Consider the following 25,129-nt stretch of genomic DNA (forward strand, 5'->3'; position numbering starts at 1 on the left):
TGGCCGTGTGCGCAACGTTTCCGATTCCCCTCCGTCCGCCGTCGTCCTTGACTATGCCGATGTCCTCGTCGATTGGCGCCCCGAACGCGTCGTCGGCTTGTTCTATCCGCCGGGTGTGACCGCGATGTTCTTCGACGCGGCCGATCCGCATGGATACGACCACTACCGCCGCCGCGCCGCCGAAGGCTGGGATGACGGGCGCATCCTCGACGCGTACACGGCCGAACACGGTCCCGCGGTCGGCTGGATCATGCATCTGCTGCTCGAGCACCGTGCGCTCGGCCTCTATGACATGCCCGATGGCATGCCGTCGCTGCTGCGTGAGCTCGCGCACTCCGGCATCGACATGCACGGGTTTGCGAATTGCTCACGTCGTGCCGTCGCGCTCATGCACGCGAAGTATCCGTGGCTGGACCTGCTCGGTGATGCGGTCGCGTATGCGCCGACGACCGGGGTAGAAGGGCCGCGCGCTCTCATCCCATCGGCCGACGCGCTCGCACGCCACGGTCTCGATCCCGCGACGACATTGTATGTGACACATGATGATGACGCCGCGCGGACGGCCACACGCCAAGGGCTGCGTGCCATCCGTTTCGACACCGCCGACGGATTGCGTACGGTGGCATCCGGCTGACCTTTTGCAGTGTCCGCCGCGAGTGCGCCCGCGCCGTTGCGCTGCACATGGTGACGATGTTATGAAGAATGGCGCATATCCCTGCCGCGCGTTGGGCGGATACCGTATCATCGGTAATCGGACTTCAGCGGAGGGAACGCGATATGGACACACCACCTTCATCGGAACCACGCACAATCGCACGCATGCTCGCGGTGCTTGGGGAGCAGCAGCTTGCGGACGCCGTCGACTCCCTCATCTGGAACGGCGAGCAGAATGCGGCGACACCGTTCGAACGGTATGCCGCGCGCGAACTTGAAGCGGCCGCCGCGTCGCAGCTTCGGTACATCGACGAGCTCGCGCAACTCAAGGTCTCCCGTTTCGAAGACGGCTCGGCGCTCGTCGTACCGTCGATCGAACTCGCACAACCCGAACGTGAGACGGTCTACGCGGTCGAAAGCGCGCTGTCGCGCATCGGCGTCTACGAGCATGTCGCGCATCGGATGGATGGTGGCGAAGGACTGGTCGGAACATTGTCCGACACCGACATCGCCGACGCGCACGCGCATCTGTTCCCCGCATGGTCGACGCTCGTCGAACGGATGCGGTCGCGGCCGGACCTTGGCGAATCCGATGATGATGGCGTATGGCATACGATGCTCGCGTTCTGCACGCTCGTCGAATCGTTGCACCTGCCGTTGCGTTTCGACGCGCGCTGTGATTTCGACCCATCGAGTGGCGTCTTCGGCATCGCGTTCGAAGCGCCGACGCCCGCACAATTGCCGCTGTACGACTTCATTGGCGGCACTGATGTGGACGGTGCGCCGTCGTGGGCCGCGAACACACCGCACACGCTCGCACAGCGCGCGTCCGCGATGACGCTCGCGCTCGCGGCGTTGCTCGCGCTCGCGGCGTTCACGTCCGGCCGTGCGGTGACGACGGTGCTCGTCCACGCCTACGACGACGAATTGACGATGATGGAACGTCCCGTCGCATCCGCGCGTTTCGCACGCGCATCGTTGACGGACGACGTGATGAGGGCGATTGGCGAGGCTGTCGGCGACCATATCGACACAGCCGATCCACAACAACTGCTGCGGCTGCTCGCACCGGTCGCGGATGTGCAGGCCGGACTCGGCGAGGCTGGGCGCCTCGTGCTCCGTGACGCGTTCGAAGTCCCCGAGGCCCTCATGCAACACCGCATCCCGGTGTGGAAGGACAACCGCACACTCCCCGAGAACCTGCAACGCAGGCTGCATGCGCTCAACGTACGTTCGCTTGACGTCGACCATGACGACGGCATCATCACCGCGCAACAGCTCGACCACACAGTCGAGGAGAACCCCGGGAACCCGTTCATCGCGGAAATGGAACTCGAGAACGCGATCACGCGCATCGAACAGACCAGACCGAAGGGGCGCAAGCCGCTCTATTGCGGCGAGGGGAGGTCGCGCGCGGCCGTCGGCATGCTCGTCGACGATCCGGACGTCATCTACTGGCGTGCGCCGCTTTCGCTGTTCCGTGCGCATATGGCGCTCGCGTACAGCTTCATGCAGGGCGAGCAGCCGCAAAGCGCGCTCGAACATGCGCGCCGGTGCGTTGAACTCGCGCCCCTGACCGCGGATGCATACACGACGCTTGCGCTCGTCACGAGCAACATCGACGTGACGCATCAGGAGAAGGCGCTTGAGATCCTGTGCGAGGGATTGCGGCACGCGACGACGCTGCACGACTACAGCAAGCTGTACCTGCACCTCGCGCTTTGGCATGATGCCGTCGGCAGGGCCGAAACCGCGCTCGCATGCGTGCAGCGTGCGCTCGCGGGAAGGTTGTATCCGGCCGAGACGGCGGAGGCGACGCAATTGTTCATCCGGCTGCCGATGATGCTCAAGATGTCCGGGCCGATGGACCAGGACGCCGCGCGGCGCACGCTTGAGGCGGCCGGCCTTGACATCGACTCGTACCTCGAGACGGCGATGTTCGTCGACCCGGTCGTCCGCGGGCTCGCCGATGCGGGCATGCCGTGCGCTGCTGCGATGTGCATGGAGGCGTACGACGATGTGATGGTCCTCATGCAGCGCAGCCTGCGTGACGGCATCGCGAAGCCGGCCGCGAACGGTTGATCCGCGTCTCGCACAGCCTACTGTGCGCCGCCGAGACGCTCCTCAAGGTAGTCGCGCAGCACGCGCGCATGGTTGACGTCGGGGTCGCGCGCGCCGTAGACGAGCGTGACCTTCGGATGCTCGCGGATGATCTGTTCGAGTTCCTCGACCGCCGGATTCGCGTCGAGTTCGCGCCGGTAGCTCGCCGCGAACTCGAGCATCGTGTCCGGATTGTGGTTCCACGCCTTACGCAGCTCGGTGCTTGGTGCGATGTTCTTTATCCACAGGTCGAGGTGTTCACGTGCCTTCGACATGCCACGTGGCCACAGCCTGTCCACGAGCACACGGAATCCGTCATCCTCCTGTGCGGGCGCATACGCGCGCTTGATCGTCAGTTCCGTCATAGGTGCCAGTGTAGGCGCTGCCGGCTGTGGATTGCGCCGTGTTCGCCGACGTGGAAGACGCTTGACGTCCCACCGTTTCCCGCTCGCGACGCCTACGCCGTTCCGCTACAATGGAAGGCAGTGTGCCCACTGACCCAAGTATCAAGAAAGGCGGCCGATGGCGGATGTGAGGACCGAGCTCGCACAGCTGCGGCCGGTATACGAGACGGGCGTGCTGCGTATGCTGCTGCACAAATACGCGGACGTCTACATCGCGATGCTGCGGTCGTGTTTCAATCCGTTGACCGCCGAAGTACCGCAGGAACGCCTGTTGGCGCATATGCGCGAAGCGGTCGGTGAGCTCGCCGCGATCGGTGCCTATACGCCGCGCGAAGGCGAGGACGGCATGATGGCCGCACGCCGCATCCTCAAGGAACTCAAATCCGAGGACGCCGGCGACTACGCGTGGATCGCCGATTCGATGGACAAGCGCGCGCACCGCGTCATGTGCCGCCTCACGCAGCGCGCGCACCGCGCGATCGAGGCGCTCGCGACGCTCCAGCAGCGCACCGTCTCGCTTTCGGGCGCGCAGGTCAATTCGATCATCATGGAGATCGAGCACGCGCGCAAACAGCTCACCGTGAACGTCGGGGAACGCATCGAACTGCTCGAACGTGAGATCGCGCAACGCGAACGGCAGATCGACGAGCTCAAGGCGCACGGCATCGAGGAACGCCCGACGAAGGAACAGGTCTCCGACATCATCAACGTCGTCTACAACACGTTGCGCGGCGTCCCCGTCGACCTGCGCGAACTCGTCATCGCCGAACGCGACAACGGCGACGCGTTGCGCAGACGCATCGACGACGGCACGATGAGCGGCGACGAGATGCTCGCGTTCTACCATGAGGCGTTCGACCGCACGTACAACGAAAGCGACGAAGGACGTCGTTTCAATGACGCGTTCCAGGTGATGTACGCGCCCGAGAGCCGCGCCGAACTCAACGAAGCGTTGCAGGACATCTCGGACAGCGAATGGCTGCACGGCGAGGCCGATGACCTGATGAGCGTCGTCAACCGCGAATTCGAGGACATCTACAGCGGCATCGACGACGTCCGTCGACAGATCCGTGTGACCGACGACAGCATCCGCTTGATCGTGCGCCAACAGACGGATATGCAGTTCCGTACGATGTCGCGCAGCCTCGCGCGCCTGTTCGCACGTCTGTCCGATGACGCGCGCGCGAAGTCGAAACGGCGGTTCGACGCGGGGCTCGCCGACGCGTCGCTGCCGGCATTGCGCACGCGCATGCGGCAGACGCCGGCGCGCGCCATCGCGCCGCGCCTCGCCGGCGCCACGGCCGTGTGCACCGAGGACCTGTCCGCGATCGTCGCCGCGGGAGGTCCGCGCATCCACCATATGGTCGAACTTGTCGCGGCGCATCCGGTGATGCACAACGGCGACGTCGACATCGTGCAAAGCTTCAACGCGCTGCCCGCCGACGAACGCAGGGAAAGCGAGATCGTCGGATTCCTCAGTTACCTTGGCGGCGCGCACGGTGATGACGGTGCGCACGATGGTGATGATGGACGCGGTGGTGATGGGGAATGCGTGTGGCGCTGCGTCGGCGCCGACGGGTGTGAACGGCGTTGGCGCACGCGCGCGCTGCTTGTGCCGAGCGCGGCGCTCGACGCGTTCCTCGCCGACGCGCGCGTGGAGGATGTGCGGATGCGGCGGGGATAGCCGGCCCGCGCACACAGATATGACGACGGACGATGGAAAGGACGAGACGATGGCGATGGATGCGGCGGACGCGCGCGACGCGGATGCGAACGACGGCGTCGTGAGCGCGGCGAGCGCACACGAGTGGGATGAAGGAATCGACGACGGTGCGGGCGTCGCCGACCTCGCGAACCCGGACGCGCTGTTCGACGGCGACACCGGCGACATGCCCGCACCCGCACGCGAGGCGGCGATCGCGCTCAAGCGCAACCGCGCGATATCGGGCGACCTGTACCAGCAGGCGGTCGACTACATCGACGACGTGCGCCGTTCGCTCAACAACGACATGCTCGTGCCGGTCATCGATGAATATTACGGCGTCATGTATGCCGAGCCGATGCGCGCCGACGACTACGACATCCGTTCGCTCAAGACGCGTGTGACACTCAGCGCCGAGGAGGCCGTCGCGCTCGCGATGCTGCGGCGCAAAGTCCTCGAATACGAGAACGTCGGCGTCGACGCGGACCAATGGGTCATCTCGCGCGAGGAAATCATCCAGACACTCAGCACCGGTGCGGGTCCGCTCGCGGGGCGCAACAGCGAGGAGGCCGTCGTGCAGCGCGCGGACCGTCTCATCACGGCGATGGGGACGTACGGGTTCCTCATGGACGGCGACGATGGCGGCGACATGTACGTCATCACGAAACTCGTGCCCGTCGTGCTCAATGCCGACCGCATCAACCGTTGGCTCGGCATCGACGATGACGACACCGTCGGCACCGATGGCACCGATGATGGCGGTACCGACGATGCCGCTGACGTGGATGACGTGGATGATATGGACGACGATACGGAGGTGCTGTTTTGAGTAGGGAACACGACCTGTACGCGCCGATCGAGCTGCTGCCAAGACATTGGATGCTCAAGTCGCGTCAACTCGTCAACTGGGGGTCGTACGACGGCTACCACGTCTTCGAGCCGTCGATGGCCGAGGACGGCACGGTCACGTTGCTCACCGGGCAGAGCGAATCTGGCAAGTCGACGCTCGTGGACGCGCAGGTCTCGCTGCTGTACCCGGCGAACGCGGCGTTCAACAAGGCGTCGAACGCGGGACGTTCCGACCGTTCCGACTATTCGTATCTGCTTGGCCTGCGCGGCATCCGCAACAACAACGGCCATGACGAGCCGGTCTATCTGCGAGGCCGCACCGCGCACGGAGACCCGTACGCCGTATGGTGCGCGATCGTCGACGCCTACGAGGACACGGCGAACAGCGGCTCATTGTGGATCGCGAAGTTCATGTGGCTGCCCGCGGACGGCACGGCGGAATCGGTCACGAAACTGTACGCCGTATCCGAAACGCCGATCGACCCGAGGCTCATGGACGCGCACCGTGAGGAGAAGTTCACGATCCCGATGCTCAAACGCACCTATGCGGGCATCACCGCCTACAATTCCGCGAAACAGTTCCATGAGGACGTCTGGAAACGCTTCGGGCTGACCGAGGCCGCATGCCGCCTGCTGCACCGGATGCAGGCGTCCGACGCGCCGTCGCAGCTCGACGACATCTTCCGCAAAGGTGTGCTCGACGAACCGCGCGCGATCGAATGCGGACATGACGCGGTCCACGACTACGACGAATACACGAAGAACTTCTCGAGCATGGAACGCAACCGGGCACGCGTGCGCGAACTCGAAGCGATCATCGAAGCCTATGACGGGTACGCCGACGCCGACGCCGACGTGCGCGGATTGCGCGCGATCGACGCGGACAACGACGACGGCGCGCTCACACGCGCGCGTTGGCTCGACGCACGTGTGACACAGGACGTCGCCGGCGTGCTGCCGACCTATGAGGAGTTCGCGACGCGCAGCGCGGCGGCCGCCGCCGACGCGCGCGCACACGCCGACCGTCTCGACGACGACGTCGAATCGCTCAACCGCCAGCTCGGCGGATCGGGCGGCGACGAGATCGAAGGGCTCGAACGTGACCTCGCACAGGCGAAACGCGACCTCGGACGCGTCTGCCAACGCGCCGAGCGGCTTGCGCCGTATTTCACGGCCGCGGGCGAACAACTGCCCGAGGGCCGTGACATGTGGGAGGCGCTCGCGCAACGGTACGAAGAGCTCGACGAGACGTACGACGATGCGCGCGACGCGCTCAAGGGCCGCCAATACGACGCGTTCACCGCCCACAAGGCCGCGCAGACGCATCTCGACAACCTCACGAAGGACTACGCACGCAAGGAACGGTCGCGTACACGCATCACGAAGGACATGGACGAGGCGCGTACGATGATCGCGCGCGCGGCGGGGCTTGACCCCGCCGAACTGCCGTATGTCGCCGAACTGATGGACGTCGCCGACGACGCCGAGGAATGGCGCACCGCGATGAACGTCGTCTACGGTTCGATCGCCCCCGTCCTGCTCGTCGACCGCCGCCATGAGGACGGCTTCGCCGCGAAGGTCTCGACGGTCCCACGTGACGCGATCTCGCGCAAACGCTGGCAGTTCGTCGACGTCGACGCGGATGTGGACGTCGACGTGCGCGACGGTTGGCTTTCCGGGGTCCTCACGTTCAACGACGAATCGCCGTTCGCGCCATGGGTGCGTGCGCGCGTCGCCGACGCACGCTCCGACGCGCGCCTCGTCGACGCGATCGACGACCTTGACGAAGACGAGCGCCAAGTGCAGCGCGACGGCCAGATCAAGGACGGGCGGCGCGGCAGCCACGGCACGAAAGGCGTCGCATCGGTCATCGGTTTCGTCACCGCGCGGTACCTCGACGAACTGCGTAAGGAAATCGACGCGGCGGCCGCGGCGGTCGCGTCGAGCGACGAACGCGTCCGCGAACTCGACGTCGAGATGCGCAGGCTCGAACACGCCCATGCGCTCGCCGAACGCCTGCGCGACAACACGTGGGAGGACGTCGACGCGAACGGCGTCGAGGAACGGATGACACGGCTGCGCGCGCGTATCGACGAACTCAAACAGGACCCGCGGATCGCCGAACTCAGCGCGGCGCTCGACGCGGCGAGGAAGGACCTCGCGGCCGCGCGCGCCGCCTCCTACCGCGCCGACGACGAACACCGGCAGGCGCAGGCGGCGCTCGAGACGTCGCGCGCATGGATCGCCGAACGCGAACGGCAGGATCGCGCGCATGCGCCGATCGTCGACGACACATGCGCGGCGCTCCTCGAACGCTGCTATCTCGCGTATTTCGGCGACGGCACGAAACACGTGGGCGAACGCGTCGGCAGATTGCTCGGCCTTGCGCAACAGGCGTCGGGATCCCCTGGTGGCCACACGCGCACGAACACGACGTCCGCGCAGCGCTTCGTCGAACTCAAGGCGTCGGTCACCGACGGCGTACGCGCGCGGATCGGCGAACTCACGACGCTGCGCGACGGCAGGAAACGCGCATGCGAATCGGGCATGCTCGCCTACCTCAACCAGTACGCGCCCGGCGACGACCGCATAAGCGCCGACGTCGAGAACGCGAAATATTTCATGCACAATCTCGAGGAGCTGCGTCCGAACGTCATCGGCGACGCGGCCGTGCACACCGAATACTTCAACTCGCTCGGCAAAATATACCAGGACCTCGCCGAACTGCAGCAGATGCTCAAAGTCGACACGCAACGCATCCGAGAACAGATCGACAAGATCAACCATCTGCTCGCGCGCTACCCCTTCGGCGCGAAACGCGGCACGCTCTCGATCGGCGTGCAGGTGCACAACCCGGACGCGGCGTTCATGTCCGCGCTGAGCCGGCAGGTCGAACGTATGAGCGCGTTCCGCGAAAGCGGCAGCCGTGACGTCGAACGCTGCAAGACGCTCTTCGCGCAATGCGCGCCGTTCATCGCGCAGCTCAAGGAAAGCTTCGACGACTACGCGGCCAACGGACACGGCAACGCGAACCTCGACCCGCGGCGGCGCTCACGGTTCTACGGGTCGGTCGCGCATGCGGACGGGCTGACCGAACACATCAACTCGACAGGTGGCGGATCGGGCGGCTATCTGCAGGAGCTCACATCGTTCGCCTACGGCGCGGCGCTCATGTACCTGCTCGCGAACGACAACGCGACCGTGCCGTCCTATGCGACCGTGTTCCTCGACGAAGCGCTCATCAAAGCGGACGGCCAATACACGCGGCGCGCATTGAGCGTGCTGCCGGGACTTGGGTTCCAAGTGGTCGTGTCCGCACCGGAATCGAAGACGACGGAAATCATGGGATCGGCGTCGGCGATCGTCGTCGCGCGGAAGGACCCGGACGACGGACGCACGACGCTGCGCGCCGGATACGTCGAAGCGGGCGGGAATGCGATCATATCGCGTGACGGACGTATCTGATGCCGGTTGTGAAACGGACGGTGCGCGATAGCCGCCGGTCTTCTAGGATGGAGGACATGGCAAACGAGAACGGTTATACGCCGATGGACGGTTCCAATGGCGATGCGCAGGTCCCATACGGCGGCGCGGCGAACGGTGCGAATGGTGTGGATGCGCCGCGCACCGCGGATGTGCACAACGCGGACGGCGGCGCTGCGGGCGACCGTCCGGAATACGGTGCGTACGCGCACGAGTACAACGACCGGCTCGCGTACGGCGCGTACGCCGATCCACGGATGAGTGACGACGAACGCTATCCGTTCGGCAAACCGGAGGAGCCTCGGCAGACGCCTGCGCCGGGCGCGCAGTATCCGGCGGTGCAGGGCAATCCGAACGCGCAGCCCAATCCGTATGCGCAGTACAACCCCTATGCCGACCCGACGAACCGGCAGCGGTACCAGAACTATGAGCAACGGTACGGCACGCCGGAAGGCAACGGCTATGACGGCATGTGCATCGCCGGATTCGTGATGTCGCTGATCATCCCGTTGTTCGGACTCATCTTCTCGATCGTCGGCCTTGTCAACGTGCGTAGGACGGGCAAACGCGGCAAAGGGCTTGCGATCGCCGGCATCATCATCAGCGCGTTGTCGATGCTGCTGTCGTATTACATGCTCGCGACCGGCATGATGCAGCACATCCTGCCGATGCTCGCGTGAACACCTGCTTCCGCAGTGCGGTACGTTGGTGTGCGTCGTAGCGTACCGGAGTGCGATAGGGGTGTTCAGATGCCGAGTTCGTCGGTGTCGAACAGGATCGTGACGGGACCGTCGTTCGTCAACGCGACGTCCATATGCGCGCCGAAGCGCCCTTCACGCACGTCGAGGCCCTGCGCGCGCAATGCGTCGTTGAACGCGGACCACACCTTGTTCGCGTGTTCGGGCGCGCCCGCGGCGACGAAGCTCGGGCGGTTGCCTTTGCGCACGTTGCCATAGAGCGTGAACTGCGATATCGAGAGGACCGCGCCGCCGACGTCGCTGATCGAACGGTTCATTCTGCCGTCGTCGTCCTCGAAGACGCGCAGATTGGCGATCTTATGCGTGAGCCAACCGATCTGACGTGTCCCGTCCGTATCGGACACGCCGACGAGGAGGACATAGCCGACGCCGATGCGCGCCTCGCCGAACGTCGGATCGATCGATCCCGTCGTATCGTCGATGACGGTGACGGACGCGGAGCTGACTTTCTGTAGGACAATGCGCATGTCTGCACTGTAGCGCGCGCATCGCACAATACAATCCACGATCGCGCGATTGTGTGATATCGCGGCATATACGGACGTGTCCGCGTTGTGCACAGCGCGGTGTGCACAACGCGGACACGTCCTACCGAACATCGTTTGTCCGATCGTTCCCCATCGGACACGACAATGGTCACTCGCCGAGGATGTCCTTGAGATAGTCGGGCATCGTCTCGGGATACGTCGGCCATGCGCCCTCCTGGGTGCAGACGAACGCGGCCGTGTTGACGGCGGTGCGGTGCGCGAGGCCGAGCGAATCGCCCGAGAGGATGCGGCCGGTGAAGGTTCCCGAGAAGGAGTCGCCCGCGCCGACGGTGTCGACGACGGTCACGCGCGGGGTGTTGAGCGTCGAGACCTCGCCGTCGTTCGACATGATCGTCGAGAACGTCGCACCGCCGGTGAGGATGAGGTAGCGCAGGTCGTACTGTTCGATGAACCACTTGCACGCCTCTTCGTCGCTCGTGTCCTCGATGCCGAACATGCCGCGCAGCAGCAGCAGTTCCTCGTCGTTGATCTTGAACACGTTCGCGTATCCGAGCATCTCCTCGATGAGTTCCTTCGAATACATGTCGCCGCGCAGATTGATGTCGAAGAACTTGAGCGCGCCGTCCTTCGTGTGCTTGAGCAGTTCGATGATCGTGCCATGCGATTCGGGGGAGCGCAGCGCGAGCGTGCCGAAGCACACGGCGTCGGCCTGTTCGACGATGTCGATGAGCTGACGCGTGTACGAGATGTGGTCCCACGCGACGTTCTCGACGATCGTGTATTCGGGGATGCCGTTCTTGAGCGCGACCTCGACGGTGCCGGTCGGCCATGCGTTGCGCTGGAGGACGGCGTGGATGCCGGACTTCTCGGCCGCGATCGCGAGCTCGTCGCCGAGGTCGTCCTCGCCGACGGCGCTTATCGAATACGCTTCGGCGCCGTTCATCATCGCGTGGTACGCGAAGTTGACGGGTGCGCCGCCCGCGCGCTTGCCGGTCGGGAGCATGTCCCACAGCAGTTCACCGAGGGAGACGACGATTGGCTTGGCCATGATGACCTTCTTTCTTCTTCTTGTTTTGGTTTGGTTGGTCGGTTGGTTTTGGTTTTGGGTGGTCTGTGTCCGTCCGGTCACGTGGACGCGGAGGGTGTCTGTCGTCGGATCAGGTCGACGAAGCGCGACGGTTGTTCGAGGAACGCGGTGATCGCCACGGCCGCGGCGCCTGTGACGGCCGCGTCGGTCGGCATATCGGAGAGGGTTATATGCGTCGTGCGCGCGAGGTCGTCGAGTACGCGTTCGTCGACGACGCGTTGTGCGGCGTCGAGGAGCGTTTCGCCGCCGTGAGCGACGATGTCGCCGATGATGATGCGTGGGGGATTGAACGCGTTGATGATTGTGACGAGTCCGTATCCGACGACCGTGCCGATGTCGCGCACAAGTGCGAGCGCGCGTTCGTCGCCGCGTTCGGCGAGCGCGAAGAGCGCTTCGCACGCTTCGATGTGCGACAGTTCGTCCGATCCTTCGACGATCGCGTCGCCTTCGGCGAGCGCCTCGTCGAGCGTTTCGTGGATCGCGACGGCCGAGCAGTAGCGTTCGAGGCAGCCGTGGTTGCCGCAGTCGCATGCTTTGCCGTTGACGTCGATGCTCACGTGGCCGATCTCGGTCGCCGTGCCGCGTGCGCCGTCGATCGTGCGTCCGTGTTCGATGACGCCGAGGCCGACGCCTTCACCGATGAGGTAGTACGCGAGGTCGCGTTGCTGTGCGCTATTTTGTGCGCCCTGTGCACTGTGTGCGTCCGTTTGCTGCGTGTCTGCGCCGAACAGCTGCTGGGCGAGCGCGCCCGCGCGCGCGTCCTGTTCGATGACGACGGGGACGTCGAACGCGTCGGCGAAGGTGTCGGGGAAGTTGACGTCGCGCCATTCCTGCATCGACGAGACGACGGCCGTGCGTCCGCGGTCCTTGAGATACGGTCCGGGGACGGCCATGCCGATCGCGATGACGTCGCCGAAGCGCGCGATGATGTCGTTGATGAGGCGCTTGAGCGCGGCGACCGCGTCGGCGATCGACGGATGGTCCGCCGTCGTGTCGACCCAGATCTGCGCCGCGTTGCCGCCGAGGTCGAACAGGCCGACCTGGATGAGGCTGCGCGCGAATTTGACGCCGATGACGTGGAACCGTTCCGTGTCGAGCGCCAGTCCGATCGAGCGGCGGTTGCGCGCGCCTTCGATTTCGCCGGTTTCGCTGATGAGGTCGTCTTCGATGAGTTTCGCGGTGATCTTCGTGATCGCGGCCGGTGTCAGGTCGAGTGCCTTCGCGATCTGCGCGCGTGACGCGACGCCGTTGTTGTAGAGGAAGCGCATGACACGGGCGCGGTTGTATTCCGACTGGCTCGGTTGTTCGGTCCGCATCGTACCTCCCTGTGTCCGTCGTCGCATCCGTTTGCTCAACGGCTGCCGTAGTCGCTGAGCGAACTCTTTGATTAACTACGTTAAATATTAACGACGTTAACTTAAGCGCGCAAGTCGACACGCCGAACCACAATCGCACATCGGTCGCCCCCTCCATCGCACTGTGGTACGCCTAGAACCCCCGTCGCCGTACCGTCCTGCGGAATATGTCGCACAACGGTACGCTTACACCCCTCTCACCGTACCGTTGTGCGACATACACCGCGCTCCGGTACGCTCACACCTCCGTCAGCGTACCGCACTGCGGAATGGGTATCGTTTATTCGGACAGATGTTCGGTCGAGTTCGACAGCATCCATTCGGGCTTGTCACCATCGGTGCCAGGCTTGTCAAGGCCGAGCGACGCGCGCACGTGCTCCTCCGGGTTGAGCAGCAGTTCGACGACTTCGCTCGCGACGGACTTGCGCGAGACTTCGGTGCCGCGGAACAGTTCGCCCTTCTCGGTGATCTCGAAGTCGACCTCGTCCTTGTCGGTGAGCCATGCCGGACGGATGATCGTGTACCTGAGGTCGCTCGCCTCGATGACGTCGGCGGCCTTGCGGTAGTCCGTCAGATAGTCGCCGAGGACCTTCGCGTTCCATGCGCCGAACTCGCCGGGGACTTCGCCGTAGATGCCGAGCGACGAGATCCACACGAGACGTGTGATGCCTGCCCTGTCCATCATGTCGACGACGGCCTTCGCCATCGGGATGATGTCCGCGGTGTGGCCACGTCCGCTCGCGAGGTTTGCGTACACTTCGTCGGCGCCGTCGATCGCGGCGAATACGTCGTCCGGGTTCTTCGCGTCACCTTTCACCACAGTCACGTGTGGGTTGTTCTTGATGTCCGCGCCGAGTTCGTCCTCGGTGTGGATGAAGAGTGTCAGATCGATGTCGTCGTGGGCGAGCAGCATGTGTTCGGCGATGCGCGCGATGCGTCCGTTGGCTCCTAGAATCGCGATCTTCATAAGATGAATCACCTCTGTTTCGGTCACGCATACGATGCGTGCGGCGGTGTCTCCGCCGATTCCACCGCCCATCCTAAGCGTGTGCGATATGCGGCGGGCGAACTAGCTGTCGGCGGAACAACGTCGTACGAACCATACTGTCGTGCGTCATCCGCCGCACTGCGGTACGCTCAGGTGTCCGTGAGCGTACCACAGTGCGGAGAGGTGGCTGTTGTCAGTAATGTTCGATGACGCCGTCGAACGCGAACTGCGCGTATGCGCTGCCGGCTTCGCGGTTGCGCAGGTAGCGCTGCACATACGCGATACGCTCACGCGAGCTGTCCGCGAGCGGCTCGGGGAGCGCATCGAGCGAGAACCATCCGACGTCCTTGCTCTCGTCATCGCCGATGATTGGTTCGCTGTTGCCGTCGGGAGCGACTTCACACAGGAACAGGTGGTCGAGATACCACGTCTGGTCACCGTTGATGTTTGTCTTGACTTCGTGTCCGGATTTGACGTTCACGAGGTCGGTGACGATGACGTCGACACCCGTTTCCTCCTTCGCTTCGCGCGCGACCGTGTCCGCGGGCTCCTCGCCGGGTTCGTTGATGCCGGTGACGAGCGTCCATTTGCCGTTGTCGGAGCGCTGCTCAAGCAGGATCAGGCCGTCGTCGCGGCGCACATAGCCGGTCACGCCGATGAGCCACAACGGCATATGGCCGATGCGCTCACGCAGTTCGAGGATGAATCGCGGCGTGCTCATCGCGCGGTCCTCTCGCCTTCGACCGCCATCTGCGCCATCCACGCCTCGACGTCGTCGATCTGCTTCGGGATGCCGGCGGAGATCCATTCGGGGCCGTCCTCGGTCATCAGCACGTCGTCTTCGATGCGGATGCCGATGCCGCGGTACTCCGGCGGGATCATCAGGTCGTCCTCGCGGAAGTAGAGGCCCGGTTCGATCGTGAACACCATGCCCGGCGTGATCTTCGCGCCTTGGTACGACTCGTAGCGCGCCTGCGCGCAATCGTGCACGTCGAGGCCGAGATGGTGCGCGACGCCGCATGCGAGCCAACGGCGGTGCTGCTGGCCTTCAGGGGAGAGGCTCTCCTCGACGTCGACCGGAAGGATGCCCCAGTCGTGCAGGCGTTCGGCGATCACACGCATGCACGCATGATGGATGTCGGAATACGTCGCGCCCGGCTTCGCCGCTTCGAAGCCTGCCTGCTGCGAGTCGAGGACCGCCTGGTAGAGCTTCTTCTGGAAATCGGTGAACTTCCCGTTCGTCGGGAACGTGCGCGTGATGTCTGCCGTGTAGAGCGAGTCGACTTCGACGCCCGCGTCGATGAGCAGCAGTTCGCCGTCGTTCACGGTGCCGGTGTTGCGGATCCAGTGCAGGATCGGCGCGTGCGCACCGGACGCGATGATCGTGTCATAGCCGACCTCGTTGCCTTCCTCGCGTGAGATCGCGTTGAACGCGCCTTCGAGGATGCGTTCGGAACGCGGTTTGCCGATCGCGCCCGGCAGCGCGCGCAGGATGTTGTCGAAGCCGTGCTTCGTCGCGTCGACGGCGCGGCGGATTTCGCGCACCTCGTACTCGTCCTTCTCCATGCGCGCCTCGGACGCGAATTCGTGCAGCTTGTCGTCGCGCACACCGCTGTCCGCGTCGTCCGGCATGCCGTGCTCCTCGCGCAGTTCGTCCACGACCGCCGTGACCTCGGGGTCGGTTCCGCGGATGACGCGCAGCTGCACGGCGCCGTTCTCAGCGCCGACGTCCTTGCCGAGCATATCGGACAGTTGCGCGATGTCGTGCGTTTCGATGCCCGTCATCGCCTCGAGTTCGTTGAGTCCCGCACGTGGGCCAACCCAGTATTCGCCGTAGTGCGGGTCCTTGAAGAAGTCCTGCGTGTAGTGGTCGGCGCGGGGAGCCACGAACAGCATCGGCGTATGCGTGCCGTCATCGTTCGGGTCGAGGACGAGCACCGCGCCCGCCTCGAAATCCTGGCCGAGACCGGTGTAATACGAGAACGCCGAATCGGGACGGAACGCATAATCGCAGTCGTTGTTGCGCACTTTCGGCTGCCCCGCGGGAATCACGAGACGTTCACCGGGGAACGCCTCGCTGAGCGCCTGCAGACGCGCCGGGATATACACGGCCGATTCGAGACGTTCGATCTTGGGCTCGTTGTCATCCCAACCGCTGCTCATGAATTCGACGAACGCGTCGGAGCGCGGACGCAGCGAACGGTTGTTGACACGGTCGCCCATCGGCTGGTCGTCGCCGGGTGCCGCCGCCTCTTCGCGCGCCTCGTATGCCTTGTCCTGTGCGGTGATCACTTCGCTCATGCCTGCCCTTTCGTTGTCTCTTGGGGAACGCGGTACCTGTCGCCCAACATCGTAGTCACCAGAGCGAACGTGTTCGCGGAAAGTGTGGAAGTGAACAAATCCCCGGTTCTGAGCATCCTTCCATGCACTTGCTCGCGCCTATATCATGCTCGCGATGATAAAATAAGGGCAGTATGTGCGGAAGGAGGCGGAATGGAACATCTCACACCACGTAAGATTGCGGCCATTGCGGTTCCCATCGCACACGAATATGGCATCAAGGAACTGTATTTGTTCGGTTCGATGGCGCAGGGCACGCAAACAGAACAATCCGATGTCGATTTCATCTACGATTTTCCATGTGCTCCAGAAGAGTATCGAACGGTCATTGATTTTCGGAAAAAACTGAGTGAATCATTGGGTAGACCTGTGGATCTGATTCGCAAGGAATATCTCGACGAACCCAAGAAAGACAGGGATTCGGAGCGCATCCGCCGAGCGTTCATGCATAATCTGCAACAGCATCCCGTCTATAGGATTCTATGAGGAGAAGGGGTGTCTCATGATTCTGGGCGAAAAAGATGCCATGCACTTGGCTGCCATGCTGCGATATTTGAACCTTGCATCCTCATTCATAGGAGAGATGACTTTCGGTGAATTCTCTGATGAGTCGCATGTGCAAACTCAGTTCGCAGTGGCGATGGCCATTGCCCAAGTTGGAGAACACGTGAAAGGACTCTCTCGGGAATTCAGGTCAGATGAGAGTTCTGTTGATTGGCGTGCGATAGCAGGTACCCGAGATTGGCTGGTACATAAATACGACGAGGTGGACCTTCGTGTTCTGTACGGTTCGGTTATGAACGACACTCCCGCGTTGGTTGAGTTGCTCGAGTCCCTTCTCGAAGATGATTCTGTGGATTTTGGACCTGTTGCCATGCTGGATGACATCACGACTCCTTTGCCTCCAGAGGAAGACTAGTCGTTGCCAACGAAGAGAAAGCGTGGGACACCTTTGCGCGTCTCCGGTGCGCGAAAGCTAGGATTGAAATATGGATATCTATGACAACTGCCCGGAATTGTGCGACGACGCCTACCGTATCCGCCTGATCGAACCCGGTGACGCCGAAGACCTGCTCACCGTATATGGCGACAGGCTCGCGCTGCCGTTCTTCAACTCCGACAACTGCCACGGCGCGAATTTCTACTGCCGCACGTTGCACGACGTCGAGGAAAGCATCAAGTACTGGCTCGTCGAATACCACGAGAACCGTGGTTTTGTGCGCTTCGCCGTCGAATCATTGGAAACGGAGAAGACAATCGGCACATTGGAGATGTTCCGCCGCGAAGCCGACGATTACTACGATGATTGCGGCATCCTCCGCATCGATCTCGCGGTCGCGTACGAACGCGAGGATGTCATCCACGGCATCCTCGATCTTGTGTCCGTTCCATTCATGACATTGTTCGGTTGCGCAAAAATCGCGACGAAAGCGCCGATCTACGCGGTCGAACGACGCGCAGCGCTCGCGGGTGCGGGATACGTCGCGAAAAGGCAGCCGCTCATCGGGCACGACGGTACGCACTACTACGACTATTGGCAGATGCCGCGCGCCTGAGGAACGTGTATCGCGACAATGTGAACGGTACCGTGTGTCGACATTGCGGCATGCGTATACGAGAGAGATAATGGGGATAAATAATTGAAGAGATAATAATTATCAATATCAATCATGAGAAGGTGATTGTGATGGGGAGATATCGTATCATCAGCGCCGCCGCGCTATCGATCGCGATGATCGGCGCATGTGGTGCATGTGGGGGCACACATGACGCGGCGAACCCTCCGGCAACGTCCTCGCCGACGTCGAGCAGTGCGGAAACAACAACCCCGAATGCGGATGATGGATACCATGTCCTGCCCGACTATCAGGTCAAGCGGCTGCAGGACGAGCTGCGGAACTTCCCTGTGGGTGGGACGATGATTGAATCCGCGGGGCCTGCGCCCAGTTATCTGGACGTGAACGGCGCACATGTGATGCAGACGATGCAGAACGAGACGAAGCTCGATTTCCGCGCGGACAAGTCGTACACGCTCATCGCGATGTGCACGGGGGAGGGTGGCGCGAACGTCGAATGGCGGTTTGGTGTGCAATTGAGCAGGCGGCATCTCGATTGCCGACCGTACAGTGACACGCGGTACATGAACGCGGGCATCGCGGACATGGGCGTGACCGGCATCGGAGCCGACACGAGTGTCGTCACGATCACACCGGAAAACGGTACCAAGGCGGAGATCGCATACCGCATCGACGAGTCGGATGCGCCCGCGCCGATTGTGGCCGACGGCATCACGGTGCGTGATCAGTGAGGGTAGTTGATTGATGGAATCGCATAGCGCACATTCGTGGAAGCGGTTGACAAGGGCAATCGTCGCAGTGGTCGTAGTAGCAGCGGTTGCGGTGGGCGTGTGGTGGCTGTGGCCGAAACCACTTGACACGTCGCATACGAAGGTCGAGATTTCCGCGTCCTCGAAATTCACGGATGCGCAACTGGACGATCTGGTGCAGGCGTCATACAGAGTGAACGCGGGTATGAAGAACTGTAGCGTCGACAAGGTGACGTATGACGAACGGCAGAGCGAGGATATTGTCGATATGGAGATCGACTCCTATGACGAAGGCCACGGTTCCGCACTCGGAAGAGCGGTGAGGGAACGCGGGCGCGGTGGCGCGGCTGTACTGTTCGTCGACATGACCTGCCAAGAGCATGTGGACGACGAGGACCACGTGGAGTCCTACATGCTGCTGCCGCAAGATGATGGCACGAAGGTGTGGGAGCTGCAGGACCGCGGCAACGGGTGAATGGCGTATCCAATGGTTGAGCGGTGAACGTCTCACATCCGTGGTTGATCGATAATGCAATAGTATTACTATTGATATATAGATGCAATACTATTGTGAAGGAAGAGTCATGGTCACTTCGACATATCGCGTGGATGCGGATCTTAAGGCACAGGCTGCCGCACTATATGAATCGATGGGGATGAGTCTGAACACTGCCATCAATGTGTTCCTGCGTCAATCTGTCAAGGAACAGCGAATGCCGTTTACTCCAAGTGCCGCACCTGCATTGCCGGCGGCGGATGCGAGGTCATCGAACGGTGTAGTGTACAGGGGCACGGATGACCGCGGTTATCCCATCATCGAAATCCCTGATTCCATGGTGCTTATACCAAAGACGGATGAGGATGGAACGCCTATCCTTCCTCAAATCTGGAAGCAGTGAGATGGCTGCCGTTCGGATTCTTCAGGCCATCCAACAAGTGCCTCCAGAACTTTTGAGGTTGCTTATGCTCGATATGAACCGTTCGTGCATTGCAAGCAAATGCAGCTGATGATGCGCCCAAAGTGGACGGGGAGGTGGGCGCATAGAATGGACAGCTGAATCGAATCGGCAGCGCACACAGTGGGCACACAGCGGGAAGGTCAGCGCGAATGGCAGACAAGAGCAGCATCCACGACGTCGAACGGGACATCATGGGTCGTCCGAGCGAACGGAACACGACGAACCTCGATCTCAAACGCATGAAGATGATCCTCGATCTGCTCGGCGATCCGCAGGATTCGTTCCGCATCATCCACATCACCGGCACGAACGGCAAAGGCTCGACGGCGCGCATGGCCGAAGCGATCTGCCGCGCGTGCGGCATGCGTACGGGACTGTACACATCACCGCATCTCGAACACGTCAACGAACGCATCGCGATCGACGGACAACGTCTGTCCGACGACGATTTCGTCGAACTGTGGGAACAGATGAAGGACTTCGTCGCGCTCGTCGACGCGAAAATGGACGCGGAAGGCGCGCCGCGCATGAGCTTCTTCGAAGTGCTCACGGCGATGGCGATATGGAAGTTCGCGGACGCCCCCGTCGACGTCGCGATCGTCGAGGTCGGCATGGGCGGACGTTGGGATGCGACGAACGTGCTCGACGCGGACGCGGCCGTCATCGGACCAATCGACATGGACCATATGGCGTGGCTCGGCGACACGGTCGAACAGATCGCACAGGAGAAGGTCGGCATCATCAAACCCGGCTGCACGGCGGTCATCGGGCGGCAGCCGCACGAGGACGAGGTCATGTCGATCATCGAGGAAGCGGCCGCCGAGAACCATGCGACGCTCGTACGCGACGGCTACGAGGCGGAAGTCGTCTCCCGTATGCCCGCGGTCGGCGGACAGATGGTCACGTTGCACACGCCGAACGGGACATATGCGGATGTGCCGATCGACAAATTCGGCGAACATCAGGCGCACAACGCGCTCGCGGCGCTATGCGCGGCCGAGGTCGTCGTCCCGGTCACCGGTGCGCTCGACGGCGACCTCGTTGGCGAGGCGTTGAGTTCGGTCAAGATCCCGGGACGCATCGAACAGGTGAGGAACTCGCCGACGATCATCATCGACGGCGGCCACAACGTCAACGCGGCCGAGGCGTTGCGCGCGGCAATCGAGGAGAACTACGACTTCACGCAGCTCGTCGCCGTCGTCGCGATGATGGAGGACAAGCAGGTCGAGGAATATCTCGGCGTGCTCGAACCGATCGTGAACGAGGTTATCGTCACCGAGAACTCGTGGAAGGACCGCGTGATGCCTGCACAGGAGCTTGAGAAGATCGCGGACGACGTGTTCGGCGCGGAGCGCGTCACGTGCATCCCGTCGCTGCCGGACGCGATCCAGGAAGCAGTCAACCGCGTCGACGCCGACGACGAACTCGGTGTCGGCTACGGGCACGGTGTGCTCATCTGCGGCAGCTTCGTCACGGCGGGCGACGCGCGCATGCTGCTCAAGGAATCGATTCACCCCGACCTCACGCTGACGAAATCCGAACGCGTGCACCAGCCGGTCGTGACGCCCGAGGCGCGCGCGGACGCCGAGATGGACGAAGCGGAACGCGAATACGAATCGGATCAGGACACCGATTTCGATGTCTTCGATGTGTGCGGCATCGTCGGCGCGGACGATACGGATGATGCGGAAGACGCGGACGGAGGTGCCGCGGAACACTGATACGGCTGATGTGGGCGGCTGTACGAGGTGGCGGTGCCGCGACGTGCGGCCGTCTGTGGCGTACGTTTGGTTGTTGTTGGCGGCGGTGCCGCGACGTGCGGCCTTTTGCAGCGTACGTGGAGACGTCAGTGGCGGCGGTGCCGCAACGTACAGCCACGTGGGAAGTTCGTATATGACGACATGGGCGGCCCGGCTTGTGCGGACCGCCCATGTCGTATCGCTGATGACTACTTCGTCGGGTTCTGTGGTTGCGTCATCGACTGCTGCGGCGCCGTCGACTGCTGTGTCGTCGCCGCAGATGCCTTCTTCGCAGCACCATCCTTCGGTTTCTCTCCGCCGTCCTTCGGCTTCGCGGCTGCGCCCTTCGAGGCTTTTGCCGCTTCGTGCGCCTTGCGGTCGAGTTCCTTCTTCTTCGCCGCCTTCTCGGCGTTGCCCTGCGGCTTCGGCCGCAACGCGCGCCTGATCTTCTGCATGAGCCGCAGCGCGTTGTAGAACGTCTTCTTGATCGGGATATCGTATCCGGCGGCGATCATCGTCGTCTCTTCGGTGAACTTCGTCTTGAATTCGTTGAGCGACGTGAGCGACGGTGCGAAATCGTTGCCAATGCCCATGAGGTCGAGCTTCTCGTATCCCATCTGCCCGAGCGTGCACGCGACCGTGTACAGCAGTTTGTCGGGCACATGTTCGCGCCTGACGGACGTGAGCATCGACGCGTAGTAGTACACGCCGGTTTTCCCTTGCAAGGTGACGATCGACCATGCGACGACCTTGCCGTCGATGCGTGCGCCGAACACACGGCAATGCTCGGGGCCAAGCGCCTTGATCATATCCACGTAGTCGCTCATCGGCGCGGGGGAGAAGCCGTCGCGTTTCGCTGTTTCGACCATGACCGCGTAGTATTCCGAGAAGTCCTTCGTTGCGATGTCCGTCTCATCCGCGCACGACGCCGGCGATTCACGCAACGCCTTGCGCACGTCGCGTCTGCCGCGCCGCTTCATGCGTGCGAGGATCGCGTCGTCGCCGCCCGTCACGTCAAGGATGACCGTTTCGTTGTACGGCACCGTCGAAAGGACCGGATACGTCCCCTTGTCCGACCAGGTGTCGATGCGCAGGAACGCGATATGCTTGTCGTGCGTCTTGACGAAGTCGACGAGTTCGGCGATGACGGCCTGTTCGAGCCGCTCATCCGGCTTGCTTTTCCATACTGGGCCGTGCACGGAGCGCAGATAGTGGTAGCCGTGCGTCTCCATGTCGATGAGCGAGACGACCGCCACAAGTGCGTTGTCCTGCCTGATGATGAGGCAACCCCAGGGGGTGCGTCCCGCGACGCCCGTCTGGAAGTCCGCCCATACCGACGTCTGTTCGATCGGCAGTTCGATGCCGTTGGCGGCTGCTTCGCGTTCCATCGTCTGCGGACTGACGCGTTCGATCGTGATCATGATGTCCTTTCGTTCCTTGGCATCCCTATTCTATGTATGCGGTGCGCGTTCAGCTGAACATCCGTGTGAGGATGTACGAGTCGCCTTCGTAGGGTACGTGCCTGTTGCGTACCTTCATCCATTGTTCGTCGCCTTTGCCGATGACGAGCAGCACGTCGAAACCGTCATGGTCGCGCGCTTCGGCGACGATGTCTTCGACCGCGGCGGCGCGGTCGATGATGATCGACGCGTCGACGTCCGGATTCGTCACATAGCCGAGCATCTCCTCGGCGACCGCCATCGGATCTTCCTTGTCCGTGTCCTCGGCCGTCAGCACGATGCGCTGCACACGGTCCTGCGCGGCTTCGACGATCTCATGGCGGCGGTCGATCGCCTTGTCTCCCGTCGAGCCGGTGAGGAGTGTGATCCGTGGATGACGGTCGCCGAACCTGCGTTCGATGAAGTCGAGCAATGCGCTCACCGACGCATAATTGTGCGCATAGTCGACGATCGCGACCGTGTCCGAACGCGGATCCTCCATCTCCTCCATACGTCCCGAGATACGCACATCGGCGAGCGATTGCAGCGCGCGCGGATCTTCGATGTCGATGCCGACAGTGTGCGCGAGCGCGAGCGCCGCGCACGCGTTCGCATAGTTGAAGTCGCCTTCGAGTGCGAGATGGAGTTCCCCGAGCGGCTGCCCCGCGGTGAACGCGAACGTCGTATGTGCGTCGTCGACCGGACGTGCGTTGACGTCGGCGTTCATGTCCTCGATCGAACATGTCGTGACGGGGACGTTCATGACGGTTGCGTCCTCGGCGATGAGGTCCGTGTAATCCCCGGGAATGTTGAGCACAAGTGCGCGCGTGTTGCGTACGATCTGCCGTTTGCAATACAGATAGTCCTCGAATGTGGGGTGTTCGATCGGACTGATGTGGTCGGGGGAGATGTTGAGGAACGCGGCCGCGTCGAACGTCAGGCCGTGGACGCGGTCGACCTTGTACGCCTGCGACGATACCTCCATGACGAGGTAACGCATGCCATTGGCGACCGCTTCGCGCATCATACGTGCCGCGTCGAGCGATTCGGGCGTCGTCAGGTCGGATGCGACGTAGTGCTTGCCATCGACGCAGTTGTCGACCGATGAGAACAACGCGCACGTGCCGCCGCACATCGTGTTGATGACCGCGTGCGTGAAGTACGCCGTCGTCGTCTTGCCTTTCGTGCCGGTGACGCCGATGAGCGTGAGCTCACGTTCGGGATAGTCGTAGAACGCCTGTGCGAGGAGGCTGAGCGCCTTCGTCGCGCTGCTGACGATGAGGCCGGGCGCGCGCGTGGCGCTGCTGTAGTCGTGTTCGGCGACGTATGCGGCGATGCCCGCGTCGTCGGCGCCATCAAGGTATGCGGCTTTGAAGTTGCCTTTGCAGCACATGAGCGTGCGCGGACGGATTTGCTTCGTGTCGTAGGTGATGTGGGCGAACGGGACGTCGGCGCCGGGAAGCACGCCCGCGAAATCGGTCCAACGATCCGGGGTGATGATCTCACGCAGCAGACCGTGTTCACTCAGCAGGTCGGCGGCGGATTGCAATGTCAACGTCATGGCTTGTCTATGCTCCTTGGGGGTACCGTTGTTCCGTCCAAGCATTCTACCGCGCGGCTTGCATCGTGTACGCGCATGGACGCGTAACGCCGCGGGCTTGAGCGGGGGAGTTGCGTACAATGGGGAGCGTGACCGAACAAGAGACGAAAGCCGAGACGATGGAGGCCAAGCGCGCGCGCTTCGAGAAACTCGCGATGCCCGCCGTCAACGCGCTCTATCGTCAGGCGATGAAATTCACGAACAATCCGGAGGACGCCCAGGACCTCGTCCAGGACACGTTCGAACGCGGCTTCAAGGCCTTCGACTCGTTCAAACCGGGCTCGAACTTCGAAGCGTGGATGACGACGATCGAACGCAACGCCTTCTTCAACCAGTATGCGAAAGCGAAGCGTCGTCCGCAGCGCGCGAACGACGCGACGGGCGAATACGACGACTGGGACATCTACGCGGCGTCCGAACACGCGTCGCAAGGGCTGCGATCGGCCGAACAGGAGTATCTCGAGGCGTTTGCGCCGGAGGAGATCATGGCCGCGCTCAACAAGCTGCCCGAGGAACGCAGGCAGGTGTTCATCGATGCCGCGATCGACGGCAAATCGTACCAGCAGGTCGCCGATGAGCAGGGCATCAAGATCGGCACCGTCATGAGCCGCCTCAACCGTGCGCGCACCCAGCTGCGCAAGGAACTCGCCGAATACGCGGCGGCGCGCGGCTACAGCACACAGCCCACGAAGGCGTCCGGCAGACGCGGACGCAAACCGAAGACCGACGTCGTCGCTGTCGTGAGCGGAAATAAATCGACGTCGAAACCCATTGAATCTGATGGCGACCACGAACTCGTGGACAATACGGCGAAGGGCGGTGCGCGATGAACGCGGACGAGCGGCCCGAACAGGAACA

The 25,129-nt window shown here is 62.8% G+C and carries 22 protein-coding genes and 1 pseudogene; 14 read left to right on the forward strand and 9 right to left on the reverse strand.

Annotated elements, in window-relative coordinates; genetic code table 11:
• Window positions 1-7 precede the first annotated feature (7 nt).
• Together B1526_RS07615 and B1526_RS07620 are read left to right on the forward strand one after the other, a co-directional pair.
• Window positions 8-634: an HAD family hydrolase gene (locus tag B1526_RS07615; protein ID WP_095615460.1), complete on the forward strand. Its 627-nt coding sequence runs from the start codon at window positions 8-10 to the stop codon at window positions 632-634.
• 143 nt (window positions 635-777) lie between these two features.
• Window positions 778-2,736, forward strand: coding sequence for a hypothetical protein (locus B1526_RS07620; RefSeq protein WP_095615461.1), 1,959 nt, complete (start codon window positions 778-780; stop codon window positions 2,734-2,736).
• 17 nt (window positions 2,737-2,753) lie between these two features.
• Here the strand turns inward: B1526_RS07620 and B1526_RS07625 are convergent, their stop codons facing one another.
• Window positions 2,754-3,119: a DUF488 domain-containing protein gene (locus B1526_RS07625; protein WP_095615462.1), complete on the reverse strand. Its 366-nt coding sequence runs from the start codon at window positions 3,117-3,119 to the stop codon at window positions 2,754-2,756.
• A gap of 157 nt (window positions 3,120-3,276) precedes the next feature.
• On the opposite strand from B1526_RS07625, the gene B1526_RS07630 reads away from it, so the two are divergent.
• From B1526_RS07630 to B1526_RS07645, 4 genes are read left to right on the forward strand one after another with little or no spacing between them, the layout of a single operon-like run.
• Entirely contained in the window at window positions 3,277-4,842 is a 1,566-nt protein-coding gene (locus B1526_RS07630; protein WP_095615463.1) for a DUF3375 family protein, read from the forward strand.
• A 49-nt stretch (window positions 4,843-4,891) separates the two neighbouring features.
• On the forward strand, window positions 4,892-5,689 hold the full coding sequence (locus B1526_RS07635; RefSeq protein WP_095615585.1) for a DUF4194 domain-containing protein: 798 nt from the start codon (window positions 4,892-4,894) through the stop codon (window positions 5,687-5,689).
• A complete protein-coding gene (locus B1526_RS07640) occupies window positions 5,686-9,174 on the forward strand; it encodes an ATP-binding protein (protein ID WP_095615464.1) in 3,489 nt (1,162 codons plus the stop codon). Before B1526_RS07635 ends, B1526_RS07640 begins: the two co-directional genes overlap by 4 nt.
• A 56-nt stretch (window positions 9,175-9,230) precedes the next feature.
• The gene (locus B1526_RS07645) at window positions 9,231-9,872 is read left to right on the forward strand and encodes a DUF4190 domain-containing protein (RefSeq protein ID WP_235607108.1); all 642 of its coding nucleotides are present in this window, start codon (window positions 9,231-9,233) and stop codon (window positions 9,870-9,872) included.
• A gap of 65 nt (window positions 9,873-9,937) precedes the next feature.
• On the opposite strand, the gene dtd is transcribed toward B1526_RS07645, so the two are convergent.
• The 6 genes from dtd to B1526_RS07675 form a co-directional block, all read right to left on the reverse strand.
• Window positions 9,938-10,417: a D-aminoacyl-tRNA deacylase gene (gene dtd / locus B1526_RS07650; protein ID WP_095615465.1), complete on the reverse strand. Its 480-nt coding sequence runs from the start codon at window positions 10,415-10,417 to the stop codon at window positions 9,938-9,940.
• Window positions 10,418-10,586: 169 nt separating this feature from the next.
• The gene (locus tag B1526_RS07655; protein ID WP_095615466.1) at window positions 10,587-11,486 is read right to left on the reverse strand and encodes a carbohydrate kinase family protein; all 900 of its coding nucleotides are present in this window, start codon (window positions 11,484-11,486) and stop codon (window positions 10,587-10,589) included.
• A gap of 77 nt (window positions 11,487-11,563) precedes the next feature.
• A complete protein-coding gene (locus tag B1526_RS07660; RefSeq protein WP_095615467.1) occupies window positions 11,564-12,841 on the reverse strand; it encodes an ROK family transcriptional regulator in 1,278 nt (425 codons plus the stop codon).
• A gap of 319 nt (window positions 12,842-13,160) precedes the next feature.
• The gene (locus tag B1526_RS07665; protein ID WP_095615587.1) at window positions 13,161-13,847 is read right to left on the reverse strand and encodes an NAD(P)H-binding protein; all 687 of its coding nucleotides are present in this window, start codon (window positions 13,845-13,847) and stop codon (window positions 13,161-13,163) included.
• Window positions 13,848-14,061: 214 nt separating this feature from the next.
• The gene (locus B1526_RS07670; RefSeq protein WP_095615468.1) at window positions 14,062-14,589 is read right to left on the reverse strand and encodes an NUDIX hydrolase; all 528 of its coding nucleotides are present in this window, start codon (window positions 14,587-14,589) and stop codon (window positions 14,062-14,064) included.
• On the reverse strand, window positions 14,586-16,169 hold the full coding sequence (locus B1526_RS07675; protein ID WP_095615469.1) for an aminopeptidase P family protein: 1,584 nt from the start codon (window positions 16,167-16,169) through the stop codon (window positions 14,586-14,588). Before B1526_RS07675 ends, B1526_RS07670 begins: the two co-directional genes overlap by 4 nt.
• A 192-nt stretch (window positions 16,170-16,361) precedes the next feature.
• Between B1526_RS07675 and B1526_RS07680 the strand changes: the two genes are divergently transcribed.
• From B1526_RS07680 to B1526_RS07710, 7 genes are all read left to right on the forward strand, one after another.
• On the forward strand, window positions 16,362-16,694 hold the full coding sequence (locus B1526_RS07680) for a nucleotidyltransferase family protein (protein WP_095615470.1): 333 nt from the start codon (window positions 16,362-16,364) through the stop codon (window positions 16,692-16,694).
• 16 nt (window positions 16,695-16,710) lie between these two features.
• Window positions 16,711-17,127 carry a HepT-like ribonuclease domain-containing protein gene (locus B1526_RS07685; RefSeq protein WP_095615471.1) on the forward strand — a complete coding sequence of 139 codons (417 nt, stop codon included), beginning with the start codon at window positions 16,711-16,713 and terminating at the stop codon, window positions 17,125-17,127.
• A 70-nt stretch (window positions 17,128-17,197) separates the two neighbouring features.
• Window positions 17,198-17,764 carry a GNAT family N-acetyltransferase gene (locus B1526_RS07690; RefSeq protein WP_095615472.1) on the forward strand — a complete coding sequence of 189 codons (567 nt, stop codon included), beginning with the start codon at window positions 17,198-17,200 and terminating at the stop codon, window positions 17,762-17,764.
• Window positions 17,765-17,895: 131 nt separating this feature from the next.
• The gene (locus tag B1526_RS07695; protein WP_095615473.1) at window positions 17,896-18,516 is read left to right on the forward strand and encodes a hypothetical protein; all 621 of its coding nucleotides are present in this window, start codon (window positions 17,896-17,898) and stop codon (window positions 18,514-18,516) included.
• Window positions 18,517-18,583: 67 nt separating this feature from the next.
• Window positions 18,584-19,009 carry a hypothetical protein gene (locus B1526_RS07700; RefSeq protein ID WP_133088521.1) on the forward strand — a complete coding sequence of 142 codons (426 nt, stop codon included), beginning with the start codon at window positions 18,584-18,586 and terminating at the stop codon, window positions 19,007-19,009.
• Window positions 19,010-19,118: 109 nt separating this feature from the next.
• The gene (locus B1526_RS07705; RefSeq protein ID WP_095615475.1) at window positions 19,119-19,433 is read left to right on the forward strand and encodes a type II toxin-antitoxin system RelB/DinJ family antitoxin; all 315 of its coding nucleotides are present in this window, start codon (window positions 19,119-19,121) and stop codon (window positions 19,431-19,433) included.
• Window positions 19,434-19,642: 209 nt separating this feature from the next.
• On the forward strand, window positions 19,643-21,214 hold the full coding sequence (locus B1526_RS07710) for a bifunctional folylpolyglutamate synthase/dihydrofolate synthase (RefSeq protein WP_095615476.1): 1,572 nt from the start codon (window positions 19,643-19,645) through the stop codon (window positions 21,212-21,214).
• A gap of 446 nt (window positions 21,215-21,660) precedes the next feature.
• Here the strand turns inward: B1526_RS07710 and B1526_RS07715 are convergent.
• Both B1526_RS07715 and B1526_RS07720 read right to left on the reverse strand, forming a co-directional pair.
• Window positions 21,661-22,653 (reverse strand): annotated as a pseudogene (locus tag B1526_RS07715) (lipid II:glycine glycyltransferase FemX); the annotation flags it as partial.
• A 49-nt stretch (window positions 22,654-22,702) separates the two neighbouring features.
• On the reverse strand, window positions 22,703-24,232 hold the full coding sequence (locus B1526_RS07720) for a UDP-N-acetylmuramoyl-L-alanyl-D-glutamate--2,6-diaminopimelate ligase (protein WP_095615478.1): 1,530 nt from the start codon (window positions 24,230-24,232) through the stop codon (window positions 22,703-22,705).
• 158 nt (window positions 24,233-24,390) lie between these two features.
• Here B1526_RS07720 and B1526_RS07725 point away from each other — a divergent pair, with 158 nt between their 5' ends.
• Entirely contained in the window at window positions 24,391-25,101 is a 711-nt protein-coding gene (locus B1526_RS07725; protein ID WP_164470458.1) for a sigma-70 family RNA polymerase sigma factor, read from the forward strand.
• The last annotated feature ends 28 nt before the right edge of the window (window positions 25,102-25,129 follow it).

The organism is Bifidobacterium criceti (assembly GCF_002286935.1).
Taxonomy (GTDB): domain Bacteria; phylum Actinomycetota; class Actinomycetes; order Actinomycetales; family Bifidobacteriaceae; genus Bifidobacterium; species Bifidobacterium criceti.